The sequence below is a fragment of the Zeaxanthinibacter enoshimensis genome (assembly GCF_004362865.1).
GTDB classification, from domain to species: Bacteria; Bacteroidota; Bacteroidia; order Flavobacteriales; family Flavobacteriaceae; genus Zeaxanthinibacter; species Zeaxanthinibacter enoshimensis.
Map to the genome: position 1 here is coordinate 814,028 of NZ_SNYI01000002.1, position 20,020 is coordinate 834,047.

General features: G+C 47.3%; 14 protein-coding genes. 12 read left to right on the forward strand and 2 right to left on the reverse strand.

The genetic code is table 11. The annotated features are described in order from the left end of the window. Positions 1-60 precede the first annotated feature (60 nt). From CLV82_RS09765 to CLV82_RS09775, 3 genes are all read left to right on the forward strand, one after another. A complete protein-coding gene (locus CLV82_RS09765; protein ID WP_133644115.1) occupies positions 61-2,451 on the forward strand; it encodes a penicillin acylase family protein in 2,391 nt (796 codons plus the stop codon). Between the two features lie 69 nt (positions 2,452-2,520). Then, complete coding sequence (locus CLV82_RS09770; RefSeq protein WP_133644116.1) at positions 2,521-4,056, forward strand: YifB family Mg chelatase-like AAA ATPase; 1,536 nt, start codon at positions 2,521-2,523, stop codon at positions 4,054-4,056. A 237-nt stretch (positions 4,057-4,293) separates the two neighbouring features. Beyond that, positions 4,294-5,508, forward strand: coding sequence for a serine hydrolase domain-containing protein (locus CLV82_RS09775; protein ID WP_243744184.1), 1,215 nt, complete (start codon positions 4,294-4,296; stop codon positions 5,506-5,508). Positions 5,509-5,902: 394 nt separating this feature from the next. On the opposite strand, the gene CLV82_RS09785 is transcribed toward CLV82_RS09775, so the two are convergent. Next, a complete protein-coding gene (locus CLV82_RS09785; protein ID WP_133644118.1) occupies positions 5,903-8,290 on the reverse strand; it encodes a penicillin acylase family protein in 2,388 nt (795 codons plus the stop codon). 189 nt (positions 8,291-8,479) lie between these two features. Beyond that, the gene (locus CLV82_RS09790) at positions 8,480-8,923 is read right to left on the reverse strand and encodes a hypothetical protein (RefSeq protein WP_133644119.1); all 444 of its coding nucleotides are present in this window, start codon (positions 8,921-8,923) and stop codon (positions 8,480-8,482) included. A gap of 220 nt (positions 8,924-9,143) precedes the next feature. Between CLV82_RS09790 and CLV82_RS09795 the strand changes: the two genes are divergently transcribed. From CLV82_RS09795 to CLV82_RS09835, 9 genes are all read left to right on the forward strand, one after another. After that, entirely contained in the window at positions 9,144-10,334 is a 1,191-nt protein-coding gene (locus CLV82_RS09795) for an Nramp family divalent metal transporter (protein WP_133644120.1), read from the forward strand. Positions 10,335-10,337: 3 nt separating this feature from the next. After that, positions 10,338-11,081, forward strand: a complete 744-nt coding sequence (pxpA, locus tag CLV82_RS09800; protein WP_133644121.1) for a 5-oxoprolinase subunit PxpA — start codon at positions 10,338-10,340, stop codon at positions 11,079-11,081. Beyond that, entirely contained in the window at positions 11,078-11,821 is a 744-nt protein-coding gene (gene pxpB, locus CLV82_RS09805) for a 5-oxoprolinase subunit PxpB (protein WP_133644122.1), read from the forward strand. Before pxpA ends, pxpB begins: the two co-directional genes overlap by 4 nt. After that, positions 11,808-12,647 carry a 5-oxoprolinase subunit C family protein gene (locus CLV82_RS09810; RefSeq protein WP_133644123.1) on the forward strand — a complete coding sequence of 280 codons (840 nt, stop codon included), beginning with the start codon at positions 11,808-11,810 and terminating at the stop codon, positions 12,645-12,647. The genes pxpB and CLV82_RS09810 overlap by 14 nt, the downstream gene beginning before the upstream one ends. Positions 12,648-12,838: 191 nt before the next feature. Beyond that, positions 12,839-14,515 carry a dihydroxy-acid dehydratase gene (ilvD, locus tag CLV82_RS09815; RefSeq protein ID WP_133644124.1) on the forward strand — a complete coding sequence of 559 codons (1,677 nt, stop codon included), beginning with the start codon at positions 12,839-12,841 and terminating at the stop codon, positions 14,513-14,515. A gap of 25 nt (positions 14,516-14,540) precedes the next feature. Further along, positions 14,541-16,274: a biosynthetic-type acetolactate synthase large subunit gene (ilvB, locus tag CLV82_RS09820; RefSeq protein ID WP_133644125.1), complete on the forward strand. Its 1,734-nt coding sequence runs from the start codon at positions 14,541-14,543 to the stop codon at positions 16,272-16,274. A gap of 10 nt (positions 16,275-16,284) precedes the next feature. After that, complete coding sequence (gene ilvN, locus CLV82_RS09825) at positions 16,285-16,809, forward strand: acetolactate synthase small subunit (RefSeq protein WP_133644126.1); 525 nt, start codon at positions 16,285-16,287, stop codon at positions 16,807-16,809. Between the two features lie 37 nt (positions 16,810-16,846). After that, complete coding sequence (gene ilvC / locus CLV82_RS09830; RefSeq protein WP_133644127.1) at positions 16,847-18,322, forward strand: ketol-acid reductoisomerase; 1,476 nt, start codon at positions 16,847-16,849, stop codon at positions 18,320-18,322. A gap of 41 nt (positions 18,323-18,363) precedes the next feature. Continuing rightward, complete coding sequence (locus CLV82_RS09835; protein WP_133644128.1) at positions 18,364-19,956, forward strand: NADP-dependent glyceraldehyde-3-phosphate dehydrogenase; 1,593 nt, start codon at positions 18,364-18,366, stop codon at positions 19,954-19,956. Positions 19,957-20,020 lie beyond the last annotated feature (64 nt).

Below are 20,020 nucleotides of genomic sequence, written 5' to 3' on the forward strand. Positions count from 1 at the left end.
GCCGATTGTTTTTTTCCCTGCCATAAAAACTGCTACCTTGTCATTAGTAAATAAGAAGCAGTGAAGATATTAAAGACGTTAGGGTGGATATTGCTTGGATTTATCCTGGTAGTGATCCTGGTGGTACTTATTGGGAGGCAGACACTAAAACCGGAGTATGACGGGGCAACGACCTTGCCAGGCCTGCAGCGGGATGTCGATGTGTTTTACGATACCTACGGAATCCCTCATATCTACGCCAAAACCGAATTGGACGCCATCCGGGCACTCGGATATGTCCATGCCCAGGACCGGCTATGGCAAATGGAATTGTTGCGCAGGGTAGGTTCCGGCGGATTATCAGAAGTTTTTGGTAAAGATCTGATAGACGCAGATAAGTTATTTCTTTCGCTGGGTATTGCGGATGCCACGGAGAAGACGGTAAGGGAACTTGATCCCGAAGACCCGGTTGTAAAATTATCGCAGGCATACCTGGATGGAATCAATCATTTTATAAAGGAAGGTCCTACCCCTATGGAGTTCCTGTTGACCGGTATAGAGAAGACTCCGTTTACGCTTAAGGATATTTACAACAGCATGGGCTACATGGCCTATACCTTTGCCACCGCCCACCGCACGGATCCTTTACTTACGGCAATCAGGACCAAACTGGACTCCACGTACCTAGCCGACCTGGAGATCGGGGAAACGGCTCATCCTACCAGGATACCCGTACACACGGACTCCCTGCAAATGCAGGTAAGTAAGGAGCTGGCCAGTGTTGTCCATAATTCACTATCTGGTCTTCCCGTTCCTCAGTTCATGGGGAGCAATAGCTGGGTGATTGGTCCGGAGAAAACCAAAAATGGCAAAGTGATACTTGCAAATGACCCTCACATCGGTTTTGGGCAGCCTTCCACCTGGTATGAAGCCCATCTGAATGCACCCGGGTACGAAAAGTATGGGTACCACCTCGCGGGTTTTCCTTTCCCTCTTTTAGGACACAACCGGAAAGCCGCATATGGTCTGACCATGTTTCTTAACGATGATACGGATTTCTATTTTGAACAGGTTCATCCGCAGGACTCCACGAAATACAAGACCGTCGACGGTTGGGCGACCTATGAAACCAGGACCTACCGTATTCCGGTTAAGGATGCGGACACGGTAACGTACACTTATAAGATCTCCTCAAGGGGGCCCTTGGTCAATGGCATTTCGAAGGATCTGGAAATTCTACCGGAAATAAGCATGTCATGGCTATATACCAAGCAGGAAAATAAACTGTTGAAGGTGTTACATGGCATCAGTCATGCAGATAACATTGAGAGTTTCAGGGATGCCCTACCGGACTTACATGCCCCGGGACTAAACGTGATGTACGGGGATGCCGAGGGAAATATCGCATGGTGGGCCACCGCCAAGTTATATGACCTTCCGGGAGGTGTAAATTCAAAATTTATCCTGGATGGAGCGAACGGGCAGGAAGAACCTGTAAAATTCCGTGATTTCATTGAAAATCCTCAATCGGTTAACCCGTCTTCGAACTATGTCTACTCGGCAAATAATCAACCGGATTCAATTCGTGGAGGTCTGTACCGGGGGTATTACCTGCCGGAAAACAGGGCGCGGAGGATAGTGAACCTGCTGGAAACAAGGGACGATTGGGATCTCGATGCAACCAAGGAGATGATCACAGATGTGACTTCTCCGGTAAATCCGTCCGTAATTACTGAACTAGCGAAATCTATGAAAGTTAAAGCCCTTACTGACCAGGAAATCAAGATCCTGGATATTCTGGGTAAATGGGAGGGAGATTACCCGTTAAACAGTGTGGCGGCTACCATCTTTCACCGATGGGTTTATTTTTTCCTGGAAAACACTTTTGCCGATGAGCTTGGGGAAACCCTGTTCCCGAAATTCCTGGATACGAATTTCTGTAAGCGATTGATCGCCCCCATGGCGGCCAAGGAAGAATCAGTCTGGTGGGATGATATTAATACCGCAGAGAAGGAAGTTAAAAAAGATATTATCCAGGAATCCTTTGATGAGGCGATTACTTCTTTGAAGGCACAGCTTGGGGAAGATCATACAAAATGGACCTGGGAGCGGGTGCATACCCTGGAGCACGGGCACCCGATGGGAGAGGTGGAAGCCCTGCGGACATTCTTTAATGTAGGCCCATTTCCTGTTCCCGGCAGTCGTGAAGTCATCAATAACCTGGCCTTTCCTTATGAGGGCGATGGCCAGTACCAGGTTACCGCAGGCCCTTCGACCCGGAGGGTCATAGATTTCTCGGATATAGAGAATAGTGTGAGCATATTACCAACAGGGCAGTCCGGGAATCCCTTAAGTCCACATTACGAGGATCAGGCAGAAATGTTTGCAAACGGGGAATTCCGGAAAATGCTTCTGAATAGAAAGGAAATAGAAGTTAATGCCGTTTCCCGTCTTCTGCTCAGAAAAGAATAAATCCATCAAGTTTTAATAGAAAATATTCTATATATTTTATATCTTTAGGAATATCGACCTGGTATTCTGATGCTTACAAAAGTTTACGGTAGTGCTGTTTTCGGGGTCGATGCCCAGGTGATAACGATCGAAGTAAATGTTGGCAGGGGTATCGGCTATCATCTTGTGGGTTTACCCGATAATGCGATCAAGGAAAGTAATTACCGCATCGCGGCGGCTTTGATCCATAACGGATATAAGATCCCCGGTAAGAAAATCACCATCAACCTTGCACCCGCCGATCTCAGGAAAGAAGGTTCCGCATACGACCTTCCTCTTGCCCTGGGAATTCTCCTGGCATCAGGGCAGATCTCGACCGATACGGTAAAGGAATACCTCGTGATGGGTGAACTCTCCCTGGATGGCAGTCTGCAACCCATAAAAGGTGCATTACCGATAGCGATCTGTGCCCGGGAGGCAGGATTCAAATATTTCATTTTACCCTGGGAGAATGCCGAAGAAGCAGCAATAGTGACCGGTTTAAAAGTATACGGGGTAAAAAATATACGCGAAGTGATCGATCATTTTGACAAAGACCAGCCCTTAGAGGAAAAAAAAGTCGATATAGAGGAGGTATATTATGAACAACAGCGACATGCTGAACATGACTTTTCTGACGTCAAAGGACAGGAGAGTATAAAACGTTGTATGGAAATTGCTGCGGCAGGGGGGCATAATATAATCCTGATAGGTCCTCCGGGAGCGGGTAAAACCATGCTGGCAAAGCGACTACCGTCCATTTTACCACCCATGGCGCTTGACGAAGCCCTGGAAACCACGAAGATACACAGCGTCGTTGGTCGGCTCAAGAATACCGGGCTTATGACCCAGAGGCCCTTCCGGAGTCCACACCACACTATTTCTGATGTAGCCCTGGTCGGGGGCGGATCATACCCTCAACCGGGAGAGATCTCTTTGGCCCATAACGGGGTATTATTCCTGGATGAATTACCCGAATTTAAGCGCAGTGTTTTAGAGGTGATGCGGCAACCATTAGAAGACAGGGAAGTGACGATCTCTAGGGCAAGGTTCACGGTAACCTATCCAAGTAGTTTTATGCTTGTAGCTAGTATGAACCCCAGTCCTAACGGATATTTCAATGATAAAGACGCCCCCTGGAGTTCCAGTGGCACAGAAATGCAGCGCTACCTGGGAAAGATATCGGGTCCCCTGCTGGATCGTATAGATATTCACATAGAGGTGACCCCCGTCCCCTTTGAACAGTTAGCGGAGACCAGGAGGGGAGAAGCAAGTGCCGATATCCGCCAGCGGGTTATTGCAGCCAGGTCTTTACAGACCCTGAGATTCCGTCATATTCCGAACCTGCATTACAATGCGCAAATGAATACCAGGCAGATATTTACTTATTGTATGCTGGAATCAGCCTCTTTGAAATTGCTGAAATCAGCTATGGAAAAACTGAACCTTTCGGCCCGTGCCTATGACCGGATCCTTAAGGTTGCCCGTACAATAGCCGACCTGGATGGATCAGAAAAGATCAGGAATGACCATGTGAGCGAGGCTATACAGTACCGCTCCCTTGACCGGGAAGGGTGGTTAGGGTAATTTTGCCATGGAAACCATTGATTATTAACACTTTTTTTCGGCTTGTATTTATAATATTCCGCTCATTAAAAGGTTAATTAATTATAAGCTTTTATATTCCCCATTTTATACCGAGACTGAAAAATCAGGTTAATTATGTCACGACTTAAACTCCTCCTCATTAGTGCAGGAATGATTATGTTTCTTATGGGATTGTTATTCATTTTCAATAGTCCCCAACCCGGATCAAAACCTGAAATGAGCGCGTCTACAGATCAGTTTAAAGAGATCCGGATACCTCAGGAAGAGATTATATTATATAAAAGCCGTCAGGAGGAGTTGCAGGCGGCGTTACAAGCATATTTTGATGAGGCTATCGCGGCAGGCGATATAGTAGGAGCAGGGGTAAGCATCGTTAAGGGGGATTCGATCGTGATTTCTGATGGCTTCGGAAAGCGAAATATTCGGAACCAGGAAGAGGTAGATGGTCAGACTATATTCAGGCTGGGATCGCTGTCAAAAGGTTTCACCGGGATCCTGGCAGCCGATTTTATCCATGAAGGCAAGTTGCATTGGGAGGATAAGGTGAAAGACTATATCCCGGAATTTCAATTGGGAGATCCCCAGCACACCGAGAAGATCACCTTGGCCAATATTCTTTCCCACACTGCCGGAGCCCCTTACCACAGCTTCACCAATTTGATTGAAGCCGGGCTGCCACTACAGGATATTGCCCCCAGATTCAAAGAAGTAAAACCCATCAGTAACCCCGGAGCTCTTTACAGTTACCAGAATGCTTTGTTTGCACTCTCAGGTGAAATGATGCACAAAGCAACAGGGCAGGGTATCAGGAATTCTCTCGAGCAGAGGTTCTTTAACCCTTTGGAAATGTGTTCTACCACCATGGATCACGAAACACTGCTCAATAACTCCAATGTTGCCTTACCCCATTCAAAATGGCGCAAAAGCTGGAGACCGAAGAAACTGAATGATCATTATTACAATGCTATAGCGGCAGGCGGAATCAGTGCCAATGCTGAGGATATGGGTAAGTGGATGCGTTTTGTATTGGGTCACAACCCTGAGATCATGAGCAGATCAGCCATAGAGGAGACTTTCAAACCATATATAGAGATAAAAGGGCATAGTAAATACTACCAGCGCTGGCCCGGGCACGTATCCTCGTATTACGGCTTCGGATGGAGAATTCACAAAATGACAGAGGATAATGCTGAGCGGGAAACAACAATCTGGCACCACGGCGGGAGTGTAAATAATTACAGGAACGAGATCGCCATATACCCGGAAGCTGACCTGGGTATTTGTGTGCTCTTAAACTCCAATTCCAGACTAGCCAGGACAGTAGTTCCGGATCTTTATGCAATTGTGAAGAAGGTATTTAGGCAGCCTGATTCCCATATGGCTTATAAAGGCTTGCCTGAGTGCAGGGGGCATAATGTGGAAGAGGGGTAAAGGTACATAGGTACATAGTTACAAAGGGTGACAAGGGTGACAGAAGGGACAGGGTGACGATGGAGTAGATTTCTTTATATCTCGAACTGCGAACTGCGAACTGCAAACCGCAAACATCAAACTTCAAACTAGAAACCGGGACGCCGTCAGGCCGTCAAGCCGTCACACCGTACAATGGGTACATAGTTACAAAGGGTGACAAAGGTGACAAAGGGGACAGGGTGACGATGGAGTAGATTTCTTAATATCTCGAACTGCGAACTGCGAACTGCAAACCGCGAACTGCAACCCGCAAACCGCAAACCGCGAACCGCGAACCGCAAACCTCAAACCTCGAACTTCAAACTTCAAACTTCAAATTTCGAACCTCAAACCTCAAACTTCGCTCTGAGATCTATTCAGCGGGAACTAATAACAAGCGTTCCACGGTGACCGAGTCGATCTTTTCCTCAGAAAAATATACGGGGAAATACTCGTCCCGTGCCCATGTTTCAAAGAGATTGCCATAGAATTCACTTGACGGGTCTCCTGATTGCCCGGGCGCATTCGTAGCTTCCGCAGCATCCCAGTCGCCCGAATTAACGATCATCCGGAAAGAAGCCCCGCTGCTCTGGCGCTTATTGCCCCCTGTGGAACCCGGGGTATATGAATTACCGCCCCTGGGAAGGGGTCCTAAGTTCATCCGGGCCGCCAGACTGTCATTAACCAGTTTACCCAGGGCATGCTCCATGACTGTATGCTTGAACTTCTCCTGGCCGTATTGCCATTTATCCATGTCCGGGCCCAGATCTTTTTCCAGTTGGGCGACGCTTTCTGTAAATACTTCCTGCAAAAATTCATCGCGAGCCTTTAAAGGTTGAGCACCAAATTCATCGCCGGGATCGGTAACCCAGTCCACAACCCGTTTCATCTGTAAATATTTTATAATGCCTTTGGCGGCCTCCGGAATAAATCTTTCGTCAGCCTTGTCGCCAAGTGTATTTTCGAACGCGACATATATGGCCGCCGGGACAGATCCCGGGTCCAGGGAGTGATCCCAGTCTCTCAAAAGTTCAAGTGCATCTGCCGCCTTCCCGGATAATTCCAGCTGCAGCAGGAGGGGAGTTAGTTGTCTTGCCGGAATCGAAACATAATCCACTTGCAGGGCTTTCATTTCCTCCATAGACAGCTTATTCTTGCCGGATAACACTTCTTCAATTCGTTCTCCCCTGTAAGGATCGGCCCAGGTATAGCCTACAGCGTCCCAACGCTGATAGTCAGCCGGGATCACATTCTGGTTGGCAGTAGCGATATATCCTTTTTCCGGGTTTACACTGTGGGGTTTCTCCTTGATCGGCAGATACCCGTCCCATTCGTATTTTCCATTCCCGGGGACAGGTACTAATCCGCTGAAATTTGGTCTTACAGGCGCAATTCCGACAGCCTGCCACCCGATATTTCCCTCCTTATCGGCCCAGATCATATTCTCTCCCGGGATGTGACTGTAACTACATGCTTCGCGGAATTCTTCCCAGGTTTTGGCCTGGTCCATTCGCAGGGATGCCAGGTAAGGAGAACCACCCGGTTCTAACCAGGCACAACGCACGGCATAGGCCTTATGATTTACAGAGTCGATCATAGTAACCGGTCCGTGCCTTGTATACCTAAGTGTTACTTTTTTTGCTTCCTTTCCTTTTATCTCAATATTTTCTTTCTCCCGTCGCATTTCTTCCCATCCATCTCCATACCTGTATTGCTCAAGGTTTTCCGGGTTGAGGTCATAGACGTAAAGATCTTCCCCGTCCGTTTCAAATACGGTTAGGCCCCAGCTCCCATACTCGTTGTGTCCTATTGAAATACCGGGTATTTCGGGTTCGCCGCCCCCGATGACATTCCATCCCGGAGCTACAAGATGTGCCATGTATCTCAGTGAAGGAACAGCAATGGTCCTGTGTGGGTCATTAGCCATATAGGTATGCCCGTCAACAGTCCGGGTATCATCTATCACCCAGTTGTTACTTCCTATACTATGATGGTCTGATTTTCCCTCCACCAACTGGTTCAAAGCAAGGGCTACTTTCGGTTCACGGTATTCTGGAACAATATCTTCCGGGCGGAAAACTACTTTCTGCCTGTAAGCTTTATATAATTCCAGGATATCTCCTGACAAGAGATCGGCAGTTAAGGAAGTATCTAATGAAATTTCGGGCTCCTGCGGGTGAAACCAGTACAATTCGCTGACCTTTTCCGGTCCCAGGACAGCCACGGCCCGCCCGATCTCTAATTCTTCTTCTATATTCCCGAGTAAACCCTGGTGCCTGGAGATTACAACCTCAGGGGTCCATTTCCCAGGTTTAATACCGAGCAATTTAAATTCGATTGGTAACTTCCCGGGATTGCGAAGTACCTCATCGATGTATGCGTTGACTCCATCCGTATAGGCCGTAATGATCTCAGCACCCCTGGGGTGGTAATGGTTCATTTCTTCTGTCATATCACCGCGGAATTTGAACAATCGTGTTCCCAGGTCACGTTTGAATTCTCTTTCTCCAAGTATTTCAGCTACGGTCCCCGTAGCCTGCCTTCTCCAGATCTCGAATTGGAAGAGCCGGTCCCGGGCCGCGGCGTAACCCTGGGCGAAGAACAAGTCGTGTTCATTTTCGGCATAAATATGGTTTAAACCCCACTGGTCTCTTTTGATCTCCACGGTTGAGTGCAGTCCGGCGAGGTTTATACTGTTTTTATTTTCTGTTTTACAGGAAAACAGGAGCAGGCTGATACACAGGCATACTATAATTCTCATGGTTGCGGTTTAGGTTGGTCATCAGATCGGTCTTGTGCCGGGTGTCCAAGGGGAAATGAAGATAGAAAAAAATCTGTTCATTTGAGATTTGCAATTCCCTTAGGTCGTGACCTCATTATAGCCATAAAAAAACACCCTGGGGATCGGGTGTCTTTCATGGTAATGAATATAAGTAAGCGTGTCGTTCTGTTATATAACCTGCTGGGACTGTTGTAACCCCGCTTTGATCTGCAGGATGTCCTGGACTGTTTCCCGCATTTTTTCTGCGATAAGCATATGAGGTATTCGTAAAGTGGTAAATCCGTCGTTCATTGAGTGCATGGCTTCCTCCAATTCTTCCATAGCTCTTTTGTGGCTGTAGAGATGAGGTTCATGATCTATTTCCACATTTAATTTAACCCTGGGCAGTGCGATATCAACGGATTTTTTTCCGTCCCACCAGGCAAGCATAGGGTTTTCGCCCGCTTCTTTTAATCCGTAATAGAGTCTGATGGCCTGTAGGGAGGTCTTATGTCTTTTATTAAGTCTCAGTAAGCGGTCGTAGTGCTTTTTGCACAACTCCACATCAAATAGTTCCATGGAGTTTTTATGATCGATGTAACTGAGTTCTTTATGGCATTCTAAACAGGTCATTTAGTAGGTTTGTTGGGGGTTTGGGATAATTATAACTGCGCGTTTTTTTGATTATTATATTTTCTCGATGTACGGACCCCGGATTTTAGACGAACTGCACTTTTTTAGATGAACTGCATATATTTTTAGTTTTTTCAGGTTCAAATTTTAATTCTTAACCGGGCGTCGTTCCAGCAGAATCCTCCTATATTTACGAAAATGACGGGCTAACAATTGGAGTATGTTTAAGAATATAGGACCGGGAGTTTTAGTAGCCGCCGCCTTTATTGGCCCGGGTACGGTTACGGTTTGTACCCTTGCAGGAGTCGGGTTCGGCTATGCTTTACTCTGGACCTTGCTCCTATCTACCCTGGCCACGATGGTCCTGCAGGAAATGTCAGCCCGGCTTGGTCTTGTTACCCGGAATGGATTGGCAGATGTGATCCGTGAACAACTGAATACACCACTACTCCGCAACCTGGTCCTCTTTATAGTTCTGGGAGCAATCGTCATTGGGAATACTGCTTACGAAGCTGGTAATATAGGCGGTGCAACACTGGGACTGGAGGCCATTTTCGGAAACAACTATTCTTCCTTCTATCCCTGGGTGATCGGGATCTCAGCTTTTTTCCTGTTGTTGGCCGGAAACTACAAATTGCTGGAAAAGGTTTTTGTGACCCTGGTCTTGCTGATGAGCGTTTCCTTCATCATAACAGCTGTGATCACGAAACCGGATCTGGGAGACGTATTCCGGGGGTTACTGGTTCCAGGCTTGCCCGAGGGAAGCTTGTTGATGGTTATCGCATTAGTGGGAACCACCGTTGTTCCTTATAACCTTTTCCTGCATGCCTCCCTGGTAAATGAGAAATGGAATGGCAAAGAAGACCTGGGTAAGGCAAGGAATGACACTTTATGGGCCGTGGGATTGGGGGGGCTGGTTTCGATGACTATAGTGATTGCAGCCTCTGCTATTCCAACGACAGAAGTAAATGACGCCCTGGATCTTGCCAAGGGCCTGCAACCATTATTTGGTGAAGGCGCACGTTATTTTATGGGGTTAGGTCTTTTTGCTGCCGGGATCACCTCCTCTATAACTGCTCCCCTGGCAGCAGCCTACGTGGCTAATAGTTGCTTTGGCTGGCAGGCAGATATGAAAGACTGGAAATTCCGCCTGGTTTGGATCTCTGTACTCACGATCGGGGTACTGTCCCTCTCCTTTGGATTCCGGCCGATAGAGATTATCAAATTTGCACAGGTTGCTAATGGGTTGCTGTTACCCGTAATTGCCATTTTCCTTCTTTGGGTTGTTAATAAGGCATCCGTCTTGGGAAGGTATAAGAACGGAGTGGTTCAAAATATCATTGCTGTCGTGATCATAGGGCTGGCCATATTGTTAGGAGCCAAGAGTATTATAACCGTATTTAATGCCTAGACTATGCACAGGAGGAAAATAGATATTAACAGCGATGTAGGGGAAGGTATGGGGAACGAAGCCGAACTCTTCCCTTATATCAGTTCCTGTAACATTGCCTGCGGCGGACATGCCGGGGATGAAGGGGAGATCAGGAGAGTACTCTCACTGGCGAAAGCTCACGGACTTAAGATGGGGGCGCATCCATCATACCCGGATAAGGATAATTTTGGGAGAACTTCCATGACCATGTCGGAAAGCGAACTGATCGATACCATCAGGGAGCAATTATCATTGGTCTGCCGGGTTGCCGAAGAAGAAAATTGTACTCTTTACCACGTAAAGCCTCATGGTGCACTCTACAATGATATTGTTGCGGATAAATCCCTGGCCAGGATATTTTTAAAGGCCCTGGAGCCTTTTGATCCTGAGCTGGTCATTTATACACCTTACGGTTCAGCACTCACTGAAGAAGCCATAGCTGCCGGCAGAAGGGTTGTATTTGAAGCATTTGTTGACAGGGCTTATAATTCAGACATGAGCCTGGTGTCGCGACAACAGCCGGGGGCTTTGATAGAGTCACCGGAGAAAGCCCTGGATCATATTGTAAACATGGTACTCCGGAGAAAGGTCAGGAGTATAGAAGGCGAGCTTCTTTCTATGGAGGCAAATACCTTCTGTATACACGGAGATACTCCTTCGGCATTGCAAATATTGATGTATATTTCAAAAGAATTACCCAAACACGGAATTTACCTGGACAAGTGAGCAAGTACCCTATAACCATAGAACCCTTCGGGGAATACGCCATGCTGATCAAATGGCCGGAAGAAGTCAAGGAACCTATTCTTGAGGATATGTTGCAGTTTGGGAATTTCCTGGAACAAAACTGCCTTAAAAAGGGCAAATGGGAATTGGTCCCGGCATACCATACGATGGCTGTGATCAGGAGGATCCCTATAGAAGACAGTGCCAATCTGAAAAGAGAATTGCTACAATGGTATGAAAATGCCACGAAAGCTGAACTTCCGGAGCGTTATCTTTGGAAACTTCCTGTCTGTTACGACGAAGAGTTTGCTCCCGATCTTAAAGAAGTATCAGATAAACTTGGTTTGAGTTCGGAAGAAGTCATCAATATGCATACCTCTTCTACCTATACCGTGTACGGCCTCGGATTTCTACCGGGTTTCATGTACCTGGGAGGACTGCCTGATAGTTTACAAATTCCAAGGCGGGAACACCCGAGGATGAAAGTAGATGCAGGTTCCGTGGGACTTGCCGGGCAACAGACAGGCATCTATCCCCAGGAATCACCGGGAGGATGGAATATTATTGGAAACTGCCCTATTCCGAGTTTTGATGCCAAGAAAGAACCTCCAAGCTTTATAAAGACCGGGGATAAAGTGCGATTTTACGAGATCACGGAAGGAGAATACCAGTTATTCAAATTAGAGTCTGAAGTGGGGATACATCAAATTGAAAAAATCAAGCTGGATGCTGACAGTTAAGAAAACAGGCCTTTACACCAGTGTACAGGACCTGGGAAGATTTGGATACAGGAAACTCGGGGTGCCCGCATCAGGTGCGATGGACAGTTATGCCGCTTCTGTAGCGAATTCGCTGTTGGAGAACGAGGAAGAGGACGCCGTGCTGGAGATCACTATGACCGGACCCACCCTGGTTTTTGAAAAATCGACTTATATCGCGGTTTCAGGCGCAGAGCTATCTATGAAGTGCAACGGGGAGGCTATTGAGAAGAATACCGTGCACAAGATCGAAGCCGGGGATGAAATTTCTTTTGGACAATTGGAGCATGGGTTCAGGAGCTACCTGGCTGTTAAAGGCGGGTTCCTTACAAAAAAAATACTGGATAGCAGGTCTTTTTATTTCCCTGTAACTGAAATGGGAAAGATCAGAGAACATATGCAGCTCCCTTACGATGAGACCCTGGAGTTTGAACCCAAGATCAGTAGTGTAACAACAAAAGGTTTTTACAAAGAGAATATACTGAAGGTGTCGCCCGGGCCGGAATATGCCATGCTCAATGACAGGCAACTGGAGACTATATTCACGAAGGACTTTACCATTGCAAAAGAAAACAACCGTATGGCCTACCAGCTGGAGGAAGCTATAGAAGGTCATAACAAGAGCATGCTTACCTCTGCAACGCTCCCCGGAACCATACAGTTTACACCTGCAGGTAAACTGATCATACTTATGCGAGACGGTCAAACTACAGGAGGCTACCCCAGGGTGCTGCAGCTGTCTTCTACAGCGGTCTCGTTGCTGGCACAGAAGAAATACGGGGATCATATCCGTTTAAGAATGCATTGAATACTACTTCTTCTACTTTTTTACCTTTGCTGGATATAATAACGGAACTGCATTTAAATACCTGGCAATCAGTTATTTAAATAGTATTGGATGGTATTGAATTTATCCTCTTAGGCATATGCCGGATTCTTCCCATAGTCAAAGGCTTATCTTTGGAAGTCATTGTAAAATAGGAAGACCAAACGGCATTTATGGAATTGAATAAATACAGCAAACAGATTACCCAGGATCCATCGCAACCGGCCTCGCAGGCAATGCTTTACGCCCTAGGACTTAAGGAAGAGGATATGAGCAAACCCTTTATCGGGATTGGGAGTACCGGCTATGAAGGGAATCCCTGCAATATGCATCTCAACGATCTTGCACAGCATGTGAAGACCGGGGTAGGGGAAGCCGGGATGGTCGGACTTGTATTCAATACCATTGGAGTCAGTGACGGTATTTCAATGGGTACTTACGGGATGAGGTATTCCCTGCCATCCCGGGATATCATTGCAGACTCCATGGAAACCGTGGTACAGGCGATGAATTACGATGGTTTGGTCACCGTGGTGGGATGTGATAAGAATATGCCGGGAGCCTTAATGGCAATGATCCGTCTTAACAGGCCCAGTGTTATGGTATATGGAGGCACAATTGCTTCGGGTTGTGTCAGGAACAGGAACCTGGATGTAGTTTCGGCTTTCGAAGCCTGGGGTGAAAAGGTGGCTGGAAGCATTAATGAAGAGGAATATAAAGAAGTGATACAAAATGCCTGCCCAGGAGCAGGTGCTTGTGGAGGAATGTATACAGCAAACACTATGGCCTCTGCTATAGAAGCACTGGGGATGGCCTTACCCTATAATTCTTCTAACCCCGCTGTGGGTAAGGATAAAAAGGGAGATTGTATAAAAGCCGGTAAAGCACTTCGGGTGCTGATGGAAAAGGATCTGAAGCCCATGGATATCCTTAGCAGGAAATCATTTGAGAATGCAGTCCGACTTATCATTGTTCTCGGGGGGTCCACTAATGCGGTACTGCACTTCCTTGCAATAGCAAAAGCCGCTGACATTAACTTCACTCTGGATGATTTCCAGCGGATTAGTGATACAACCCCGTTCCTGGCTGACCTGAAACCCAGCGGGAAATACCTCATGGAAGATGTTTACAGGGTAGGAGGAATTCCGGCTGTTATGAAGTTCATGCTCGAAAATGATATGCTGCACGGAGATTGTCTTACGGTAACCGGGAAAACCCTGGCTGAGAACCTGAAAGACGTACCGGGTCTTAAGAGCGGGCAGGATGTTATCCACCCGGTCAGCAACCCTATCAAACCAACGGGACATCTCAGGATATTGTACGGAAACCTCGCAGAAGAAGGTGCAGTTGCCAAGATCACCGGGAAAGAAGGCCTTCACTTTACGGGACCTGCAAAGGTGTTCGAGGATGAGTTCAAAGCCAATGAAGGTATTGGAAAAGGTCTGGTGAAGAAAGGGGATGTGGTGGTTATCCGGTATGAAGGTCCTAAAGGAGGTCCGGGTATGCCGGAAATGCTAAAACCCACTTCGGCCATCATGGGGGCAGGTCTTGGAAAGGATGTAGCTCTTATTACTGATGGGAGGTTCTCCGGGGGAACCCATGGTTTCGTGGTCGGTCATATTTCACCGGAAGCTCAGGAAGGTGGTACTATCGCATTACTTAAAGACGGCGATATGATCACTATCGATGCCGAGGAGAATACCATAAGTGTTGCCCTCAGCGAGGAAGAACTGAAGGCCCGCCGGGAGGCATGGACCGCTCCACCTTTGAAGGTTAAGCGGGGCAGTCTTTTTAAATATGCCAAAACTGTTTCATCAGCCTCCCAGGGTTGTGTGACAGACGAGTTATAACACATTAACATAGCATAGCAGATCTATGGAAACATTGAAGGATAAAAAAATGAAAAAGAGCGCAGACACCCGGATGAAGATCAGTGGTGCAGAGGCTATCATCCACTGCCTGCTGGCAGAAGGAGTAGACCTTATCTATGGTTACCCCGGGGGTGCTATCATGCCTGTCTACGACGAATTATACAAGTTCCAGGATCAGCTTACCCATGTCCTTACCCGGCACGAGCAGGGGGCGGCCCATGCTGCACAGGGATATGCGAGGGCAACCGGAAAGGTCGGGGTTGCCATGGCCACTTCCGGGCCCGGGGCAACGAACCTGGTGACAGGTCTTGCCGATGCCCAGATCGATTCAACTCCTATGGTCTGTATAACCGGGCAGGTACCCCGTCATTTACTGGGTTCTGATGCTTTCCAGGAAACCGATATCATCGGTATTTCTACCCCGGTCACCAAATGGAATTACCAGGTTACCAAGGCCTCTGAGATCCCTGAGATCATGGCTAAAGCTTTCTATATAGCTAAATCGGGCAGGCCAGGACCTGTGCTGGTGGATATCACTAAAAATGCCCAGTTTGATGAACTGGAATTTGAATACAAGCCTTGCACCCAGGTTAGAAGTTACCAGCCTTATCCTAAACCTGATATGGCGGATTTACAAGAGGCCGCAGCCCTCATCAATACTGCCAAAAAACCATACATTGTATATGGCCAGGGCGTGATCCTCGGCAAAGCAGAAGAAGAATTAAAAGCACTGGTGGAAAAATCAGGCATTCCTGCAGCCTGGACGATTCTCGGTTTGTCGGCCATGGAGACCGATCATCCCCTCAATGTTGGAATGGTCGGGATGCACGGGAATTACGGTCCTAATGTGCTAACCAACGAGTGCGACCTGCTTGTCGCCATTGGTATGCGGTTTGATGACCGGGTGACCGGTGACCTGGATACCTATGCCAAACAGGCAAAGATCATTCATTTTGAAATAGATCCAGCAGAGATCAATAAGAACGTAAAAGTGGATGTGGCTGTACTTGGCAATGCCAAAGAGTCTTTAAAGCTGCTTTTACCCTTGATCAAGGAAAATAAGCACGAAGCCTGGCATTCCGAATTCAAGAAAAAACAGGAGGAAGAGTACGAGGCGGTGATCAAAGCAGACCTGTATCCTCAAAAACCGGGGCTTACCATGGGTGAGGTGATCGGTTCCATCAATAAAGCATCCGGGGATAATGCCGTCATCGTCTCTGATGTAGGCCAGCACCAGATGATCGCCTGTCGCTATGCGCGCTTTACCCAGACTAAAAGTAATATTACCTCAGGCGGACTCGGAACGATGGGATTTGCACTCCCTGCAGCTATAGGTGCGAAAATGGGTGCCGAGGACAGGGAAGTAGTGGCCATTATAGGGGATGGCGGGTACCAGATGAATATACAGGAGCTCGCTACCATTTTCCAGAATAAGACCGCGGTAAAGATCGTAGTGCTGAATAACGAACATTTAGGCATGGTGCGGCAATGGCAGGAACTTTTCTTCGAAAAGCGATATGCTTCCACGGTGATGACCAATCCTGATTTTGTAAAGATTGCGGAGGGATACCACCTGAAAGCCCGCCGGGTGGAAGAACGTTCTGAACTGGATGAAGCGGTTAAGGAGATGATGAATTCCAAAGAACCCTATTTCCTGGAGGTAAGAGTTGAAAAAGAAGATAATGTCTTCCCGATGATCCCTTCAGGGGCATCTGTCTCAGACATTCGATTAAAATAATACGGTAGGTATGGAAAAAAAATGGTTTACCATTTCAGTATACTCAGAGAACAACGTCGGGCTCCTCAACAGGATCTCCGGGATATTCCTGAAAAGACACATCAATATTGAAAGCCTTAATGTCTCTAAATCCGAGATAGAAGGGGTTTCTAAATTTACGGTGGTGGTATTTACTACGGAGGACTGGACCCGCAAGATCGTGATGCAGATAGAAAAGCAGATAGAGGTGATCAAAGCATTTTATCACACGGATGAAGAGACGATCTACCAGGAATCAGCACTCTTCAAAATAGGATCTCACCTCTTGTTCGATGAAAGGCAGATACAGAATATCATAAAGGACAGTCACGCCCAGATCGTGACGGTTTCCAGGGAATTTTTCGTGCTGGCAAAAACCGGGAAACGGGAAGAGATCGAAGAAATGTACAGGCTGTTAAAACCCTATGGGATCATGCAGTTTGTGAGATCAGGGCGGATCACGGTAACAAAGGCCGAAATGAAGATATCCTCCTTACTGGCCGCAATGGAAAAATAATAATCAAACCAATATTTATAAATAATCATTACAAAAAATGGCAAATTACTTCAATACACTCTCCTTACGCGAACAACTGATGCAACTGGGTAAATGCCGGTTTATGGAATCGAGCGAGTTTTCGGATGGTGTATCCGCACTTAAAGGCAAAAAAATAGTGATCATTGGTTGTGGGGCACAGGGCCTTAACCAGGGACTGAACATGAGGGATTCCGGCCTGGATGTCGGCTACACCCTTCGCGATGCAGCGATAGCTGAAGAACGCCCTTCATTTAAGAATGCCAAAGAGAACGGTTTTAAAGTTGGTACCTACAAAGAAATGATTCCTACCGCTGACCTGGTCATTAACCTTACCCCGGATAAGCAGCATACCGCTGTGATCAATGCGGTAATGCCACTGATGAAGAAAGGCGCCACCTTGTCTTACTCCCACGGGTTCAACATCGTGGAAGAAGGAATGCAGGTTCGGGAAGACCTGACCGTAATAATGGTCGCGCCAAAAAGCCCCGGTTCTGAAGTGCGCGAGGAATACAAACGCGGATTTGGGGTGCCCACCCTGATCGCAGTACATCCGGAAAACGACCCGGAGCAGAAGGGACTTGAACAGGCCAAAGCTTATGCCGTCGCTACCGGGGGTCATAAGGCAGGGGTGCTCGAATCCTCTTTCGTGGCTGAAGTGAAATCAGACCTAATGGGAGAACAGACCATCCTCTGCGGCCTGTTGCAGACAGGTTCTATCCTCTGCTTTGACAAGATGGTAGCCGAAGGAATAGAACCGTCCTATGCTTCCAAACTAATTCAGTACGGCTGGGAAACGATTACTGAAGGGTTGAAATACGGGGGAATCACCAATATGATGGATCGCCTGTCTAACCCGGCAAAGATCAAAGCGTTTGAATTGTCTGAGGAACTTAAGGAGATCATGAGACCATTGTTCAATAAACATATGGATGATATCATGAGCGGTCATTTCTCTAAAACAATGATGGAGGATTGGGCTAATGACGATAAGAATCTCCACGCCTGGCGAGCTGCTACCGGGGAAACTGCCTTCGAGAAAACTCCGGCAGGGGATCACAAGATCTCCGAACAGGAGTATTATGATCATGGTGTCCTGATGGTGGCCATGGTCAGGGCAGGAGTAGAGCTGGCTTATGAAGCGATGACAGAATCAGGCATCATAGGGGAGTCGGCTTATTACGAGTCGCTGCACGAAACTCCGCTGATAGCTAATACTATCGCGAGGAAAAAACTATTTGAAATGAACAGGGTGATCTCGGATACGGCAGAATACGGATGTTACCTCTTTGATCATGCTTGTAAACCCCTGTTGGCAGATTTCATGAAAAAAATTAAGACTGATGTGATCGGGAAATCCTATGCTGAAGGCAAAGGGAACGGGGTAGATAATGCAAAGCTCATCGCGGTGAATAAAACCCTGAGGGAACACCCGGTAGAGATCGTCGGGGCAAGGTTACGCGCGTCTATGACGGCAATGAAACCGCTGGCCTGATCAAAAAAATTTATAGAAAAGAACAGAATAATCATTTGATTATGGAACAAACAATGAATCAAATCCCGGAAGCTTACGCGATCACAGATCCCATTCACCAGAAGAAATACCTGGTGAACGGTAAGCTCGAATCCTGGGAAGGGGCAAGTACGGAAGTGTATTCGTCTATCTCGTCTTCGGAGGATTATGCGCCTACCTTACTAGGAAGTATCCCGGATATGGGAGAACCTGAAGCCCTGGCGGCTTTACAGGGTGCGCTGGAAGCCTTTGACCAGGGAAAAGGTATATGGCCTACCATGAGGGTTAAAGACCGCATAGAGTGTATGCTGAAGTTTGTCAGCCAGATGGAGACCAAAAGGGACGAGATCGTAAAATTGCTGATGTGGGAAATAGGAAAATCACTTCCTGATTCTGAAAAGGAATTTGACCGTACCGTGGAGTATATCTATAATACGATCGAAGATTACCGCGAATTGGACAGGAATTCGGCCAAGTTTACCAAGAATGACGGGGTGTATGCCCACATCAGGAGGGGACCCCTGGGAGTGGTACTCTGCCTGGGACCATATAACTACCCGCTGAACGAAACCTTTGCCCTTCTTATCCCTGCTATAATTATGGGAAATACCACCATTTTTAAGCCGGCTAAACACGGGGTACTGTTAATTACGCCTCTGCTCGAAGCATTCCAGTCAAGTTTTCCGAAGGGGGTGGTGAATATCCTTTTTGGTCGGGGACGGGCGGTCGCAGCTCCTATTATGAAGACAGGAAAAGTAGATGTGCTCGCGTTGATCGGGAACAGTAAATCGGCCAATGCCCTCCAGGAACAGCATCCCAAGAGCAACAGGCTTCGGCTGGTCCTCGGTCTCGAGGCTAAGAACCCTGCGATCGTTTTACCGGATGCAGACCTGGACCTGACCATCGAAGAATGCCTTGCGGGAACATTGTCTTTTAACGGTCAGCGTTGTACAGCACTGAAGATCGTATATGTTCACCAGGAGGTTAGGGAGGAATTCCTGCAGCGCTTTGCAAAGAGAGTCGATGAACTTAAGTTTGGGAACCCATGGGAAAAAGGGGTGAAACTCACTCCCTTACCGGAGCCGGGTAAACCTGATTATATACAGGAACTCATTGATGATGCCTTGGCAAAAGGGGCAAAGATCATAAATGAAAAGGGGGGAGAACGCAGTGATAATTATATCTGGCCTGCAGTGTTATACCCCGTAACCAAAGAGATGAGGGTGTATAAGGAAGAACAATTCGGACCTGTGATCCCGGTAATATCATTCCAGGATATTGAAGAACCCCTGGATGACATGGCCGAAAGTAATTACGGGCAGCAGGTGAGTCTATTCGGGAAGGACGTCTATACCCTTGCACCCCTGATCGATACCCTGGTAAACCTCGTTTGCCGGGTGAACCTGAACAGCTCCTGCCAGCGAGGGCCAGATGTCTACCCGTTTACTGGCAGGAAAGATTCTGCCCAATCTACGTTAAGTGTGCATGATGCATTGCGATCATTCTCGATCCGTACCTTCGTAGCCTTTAAGGATAACCCTTTAAATACGGAGACCGTAGAGCAATTACTGGAATCCAAGCTGTCTAACTTTATAAGCACGGACTATATCCTGTGATATTATTGATTATAACACAAAAGCCCCTTCCTGTCATGGAAGGGGCTTTCTGTTTTTAAACCGC

Bases quoted from the DNA above. Each gene is read 5' to 3' on its own strand.
- ilvD (WP_133644124.1), top strand. From the start codon at position 12,839: ATGGAATTGAATAAATACAGCAAACAGATTACCCAGGATCCATCGCAA.
- CLV82_RS09785 (WP_133644118.1), bottom strand. From the start codon at position 8,290: ATGAGAATTATAGTATGCCTGTGTATCAGCCTGCTCCTGTTTTCCTGT.
- CLV82_RS09770 (WP_133644116.1), top strand. From the start codon at position 2,521: ATGCTTACAAAAGTTTACGGTAGTGCTGTTTTCGGGGTCGATGCCCAG.
- CLV82_RS09795 (WP_133644120.1), top strand. From the start codon at position 9,144: ATGTTTAAGAATATAGGACCGGGAGTTTTAGTAGCCGCCGCCTTTATT.
- CLV82_RS09790 (WP_133644119.1), bottom strand. From the start codon at position 8,923: ATGACCTGTTTAGAATGCCATAAAGAACTCAGTTACATCGATCATAAA.
- ilvB (WP_133644125.1), top strand. From the start codon at position 14,541: ATGGAAACATTGAAGGATAAAAAAATGAAAAAGAGCGCAGACACCCGG.
- pxpA (WP_133644121.1), top strand. From the start codon at position 10,338: ATGCACAGGAGGAAAATAGATATTAACAGCGATGTAGGGGAAGGTATG.
- CLV82_RS09775 (WP_243744184.1), top strand. From the start codon at position 4,294: ATGAGCGCGTCTACAGATCAGTTTAAAGAGATCCGGATACCTCAGGAA.
- ilvC (WP_133644127.1), top strand. From the start codon at position 16,847: ATGGCAAATTACTTCAATACACTCTCCTTACGCGAACAACTGATGCAA.
- CLV82_RS09810 (WP_133644123.1), top strand. From the start codon at position 11,808: ATGCTGACAGTTAAGAAAACAGGCCTTTACACCAGTGTACAGGACCTG.
- CLV82_RS09835 (WP_133644128.1), top strand. From the start codon at position 18,364: ATGGAACAAACAATGAATCAAATCCCGGAAGCTTACGCGATCACAGAT.
- ilvN (WP_133644126.1), top strand. From the start codon at position 16,285: ATGGAAAAAAAATGGTTTACCATTTCAGTATACTCAGAGAACAACGTC.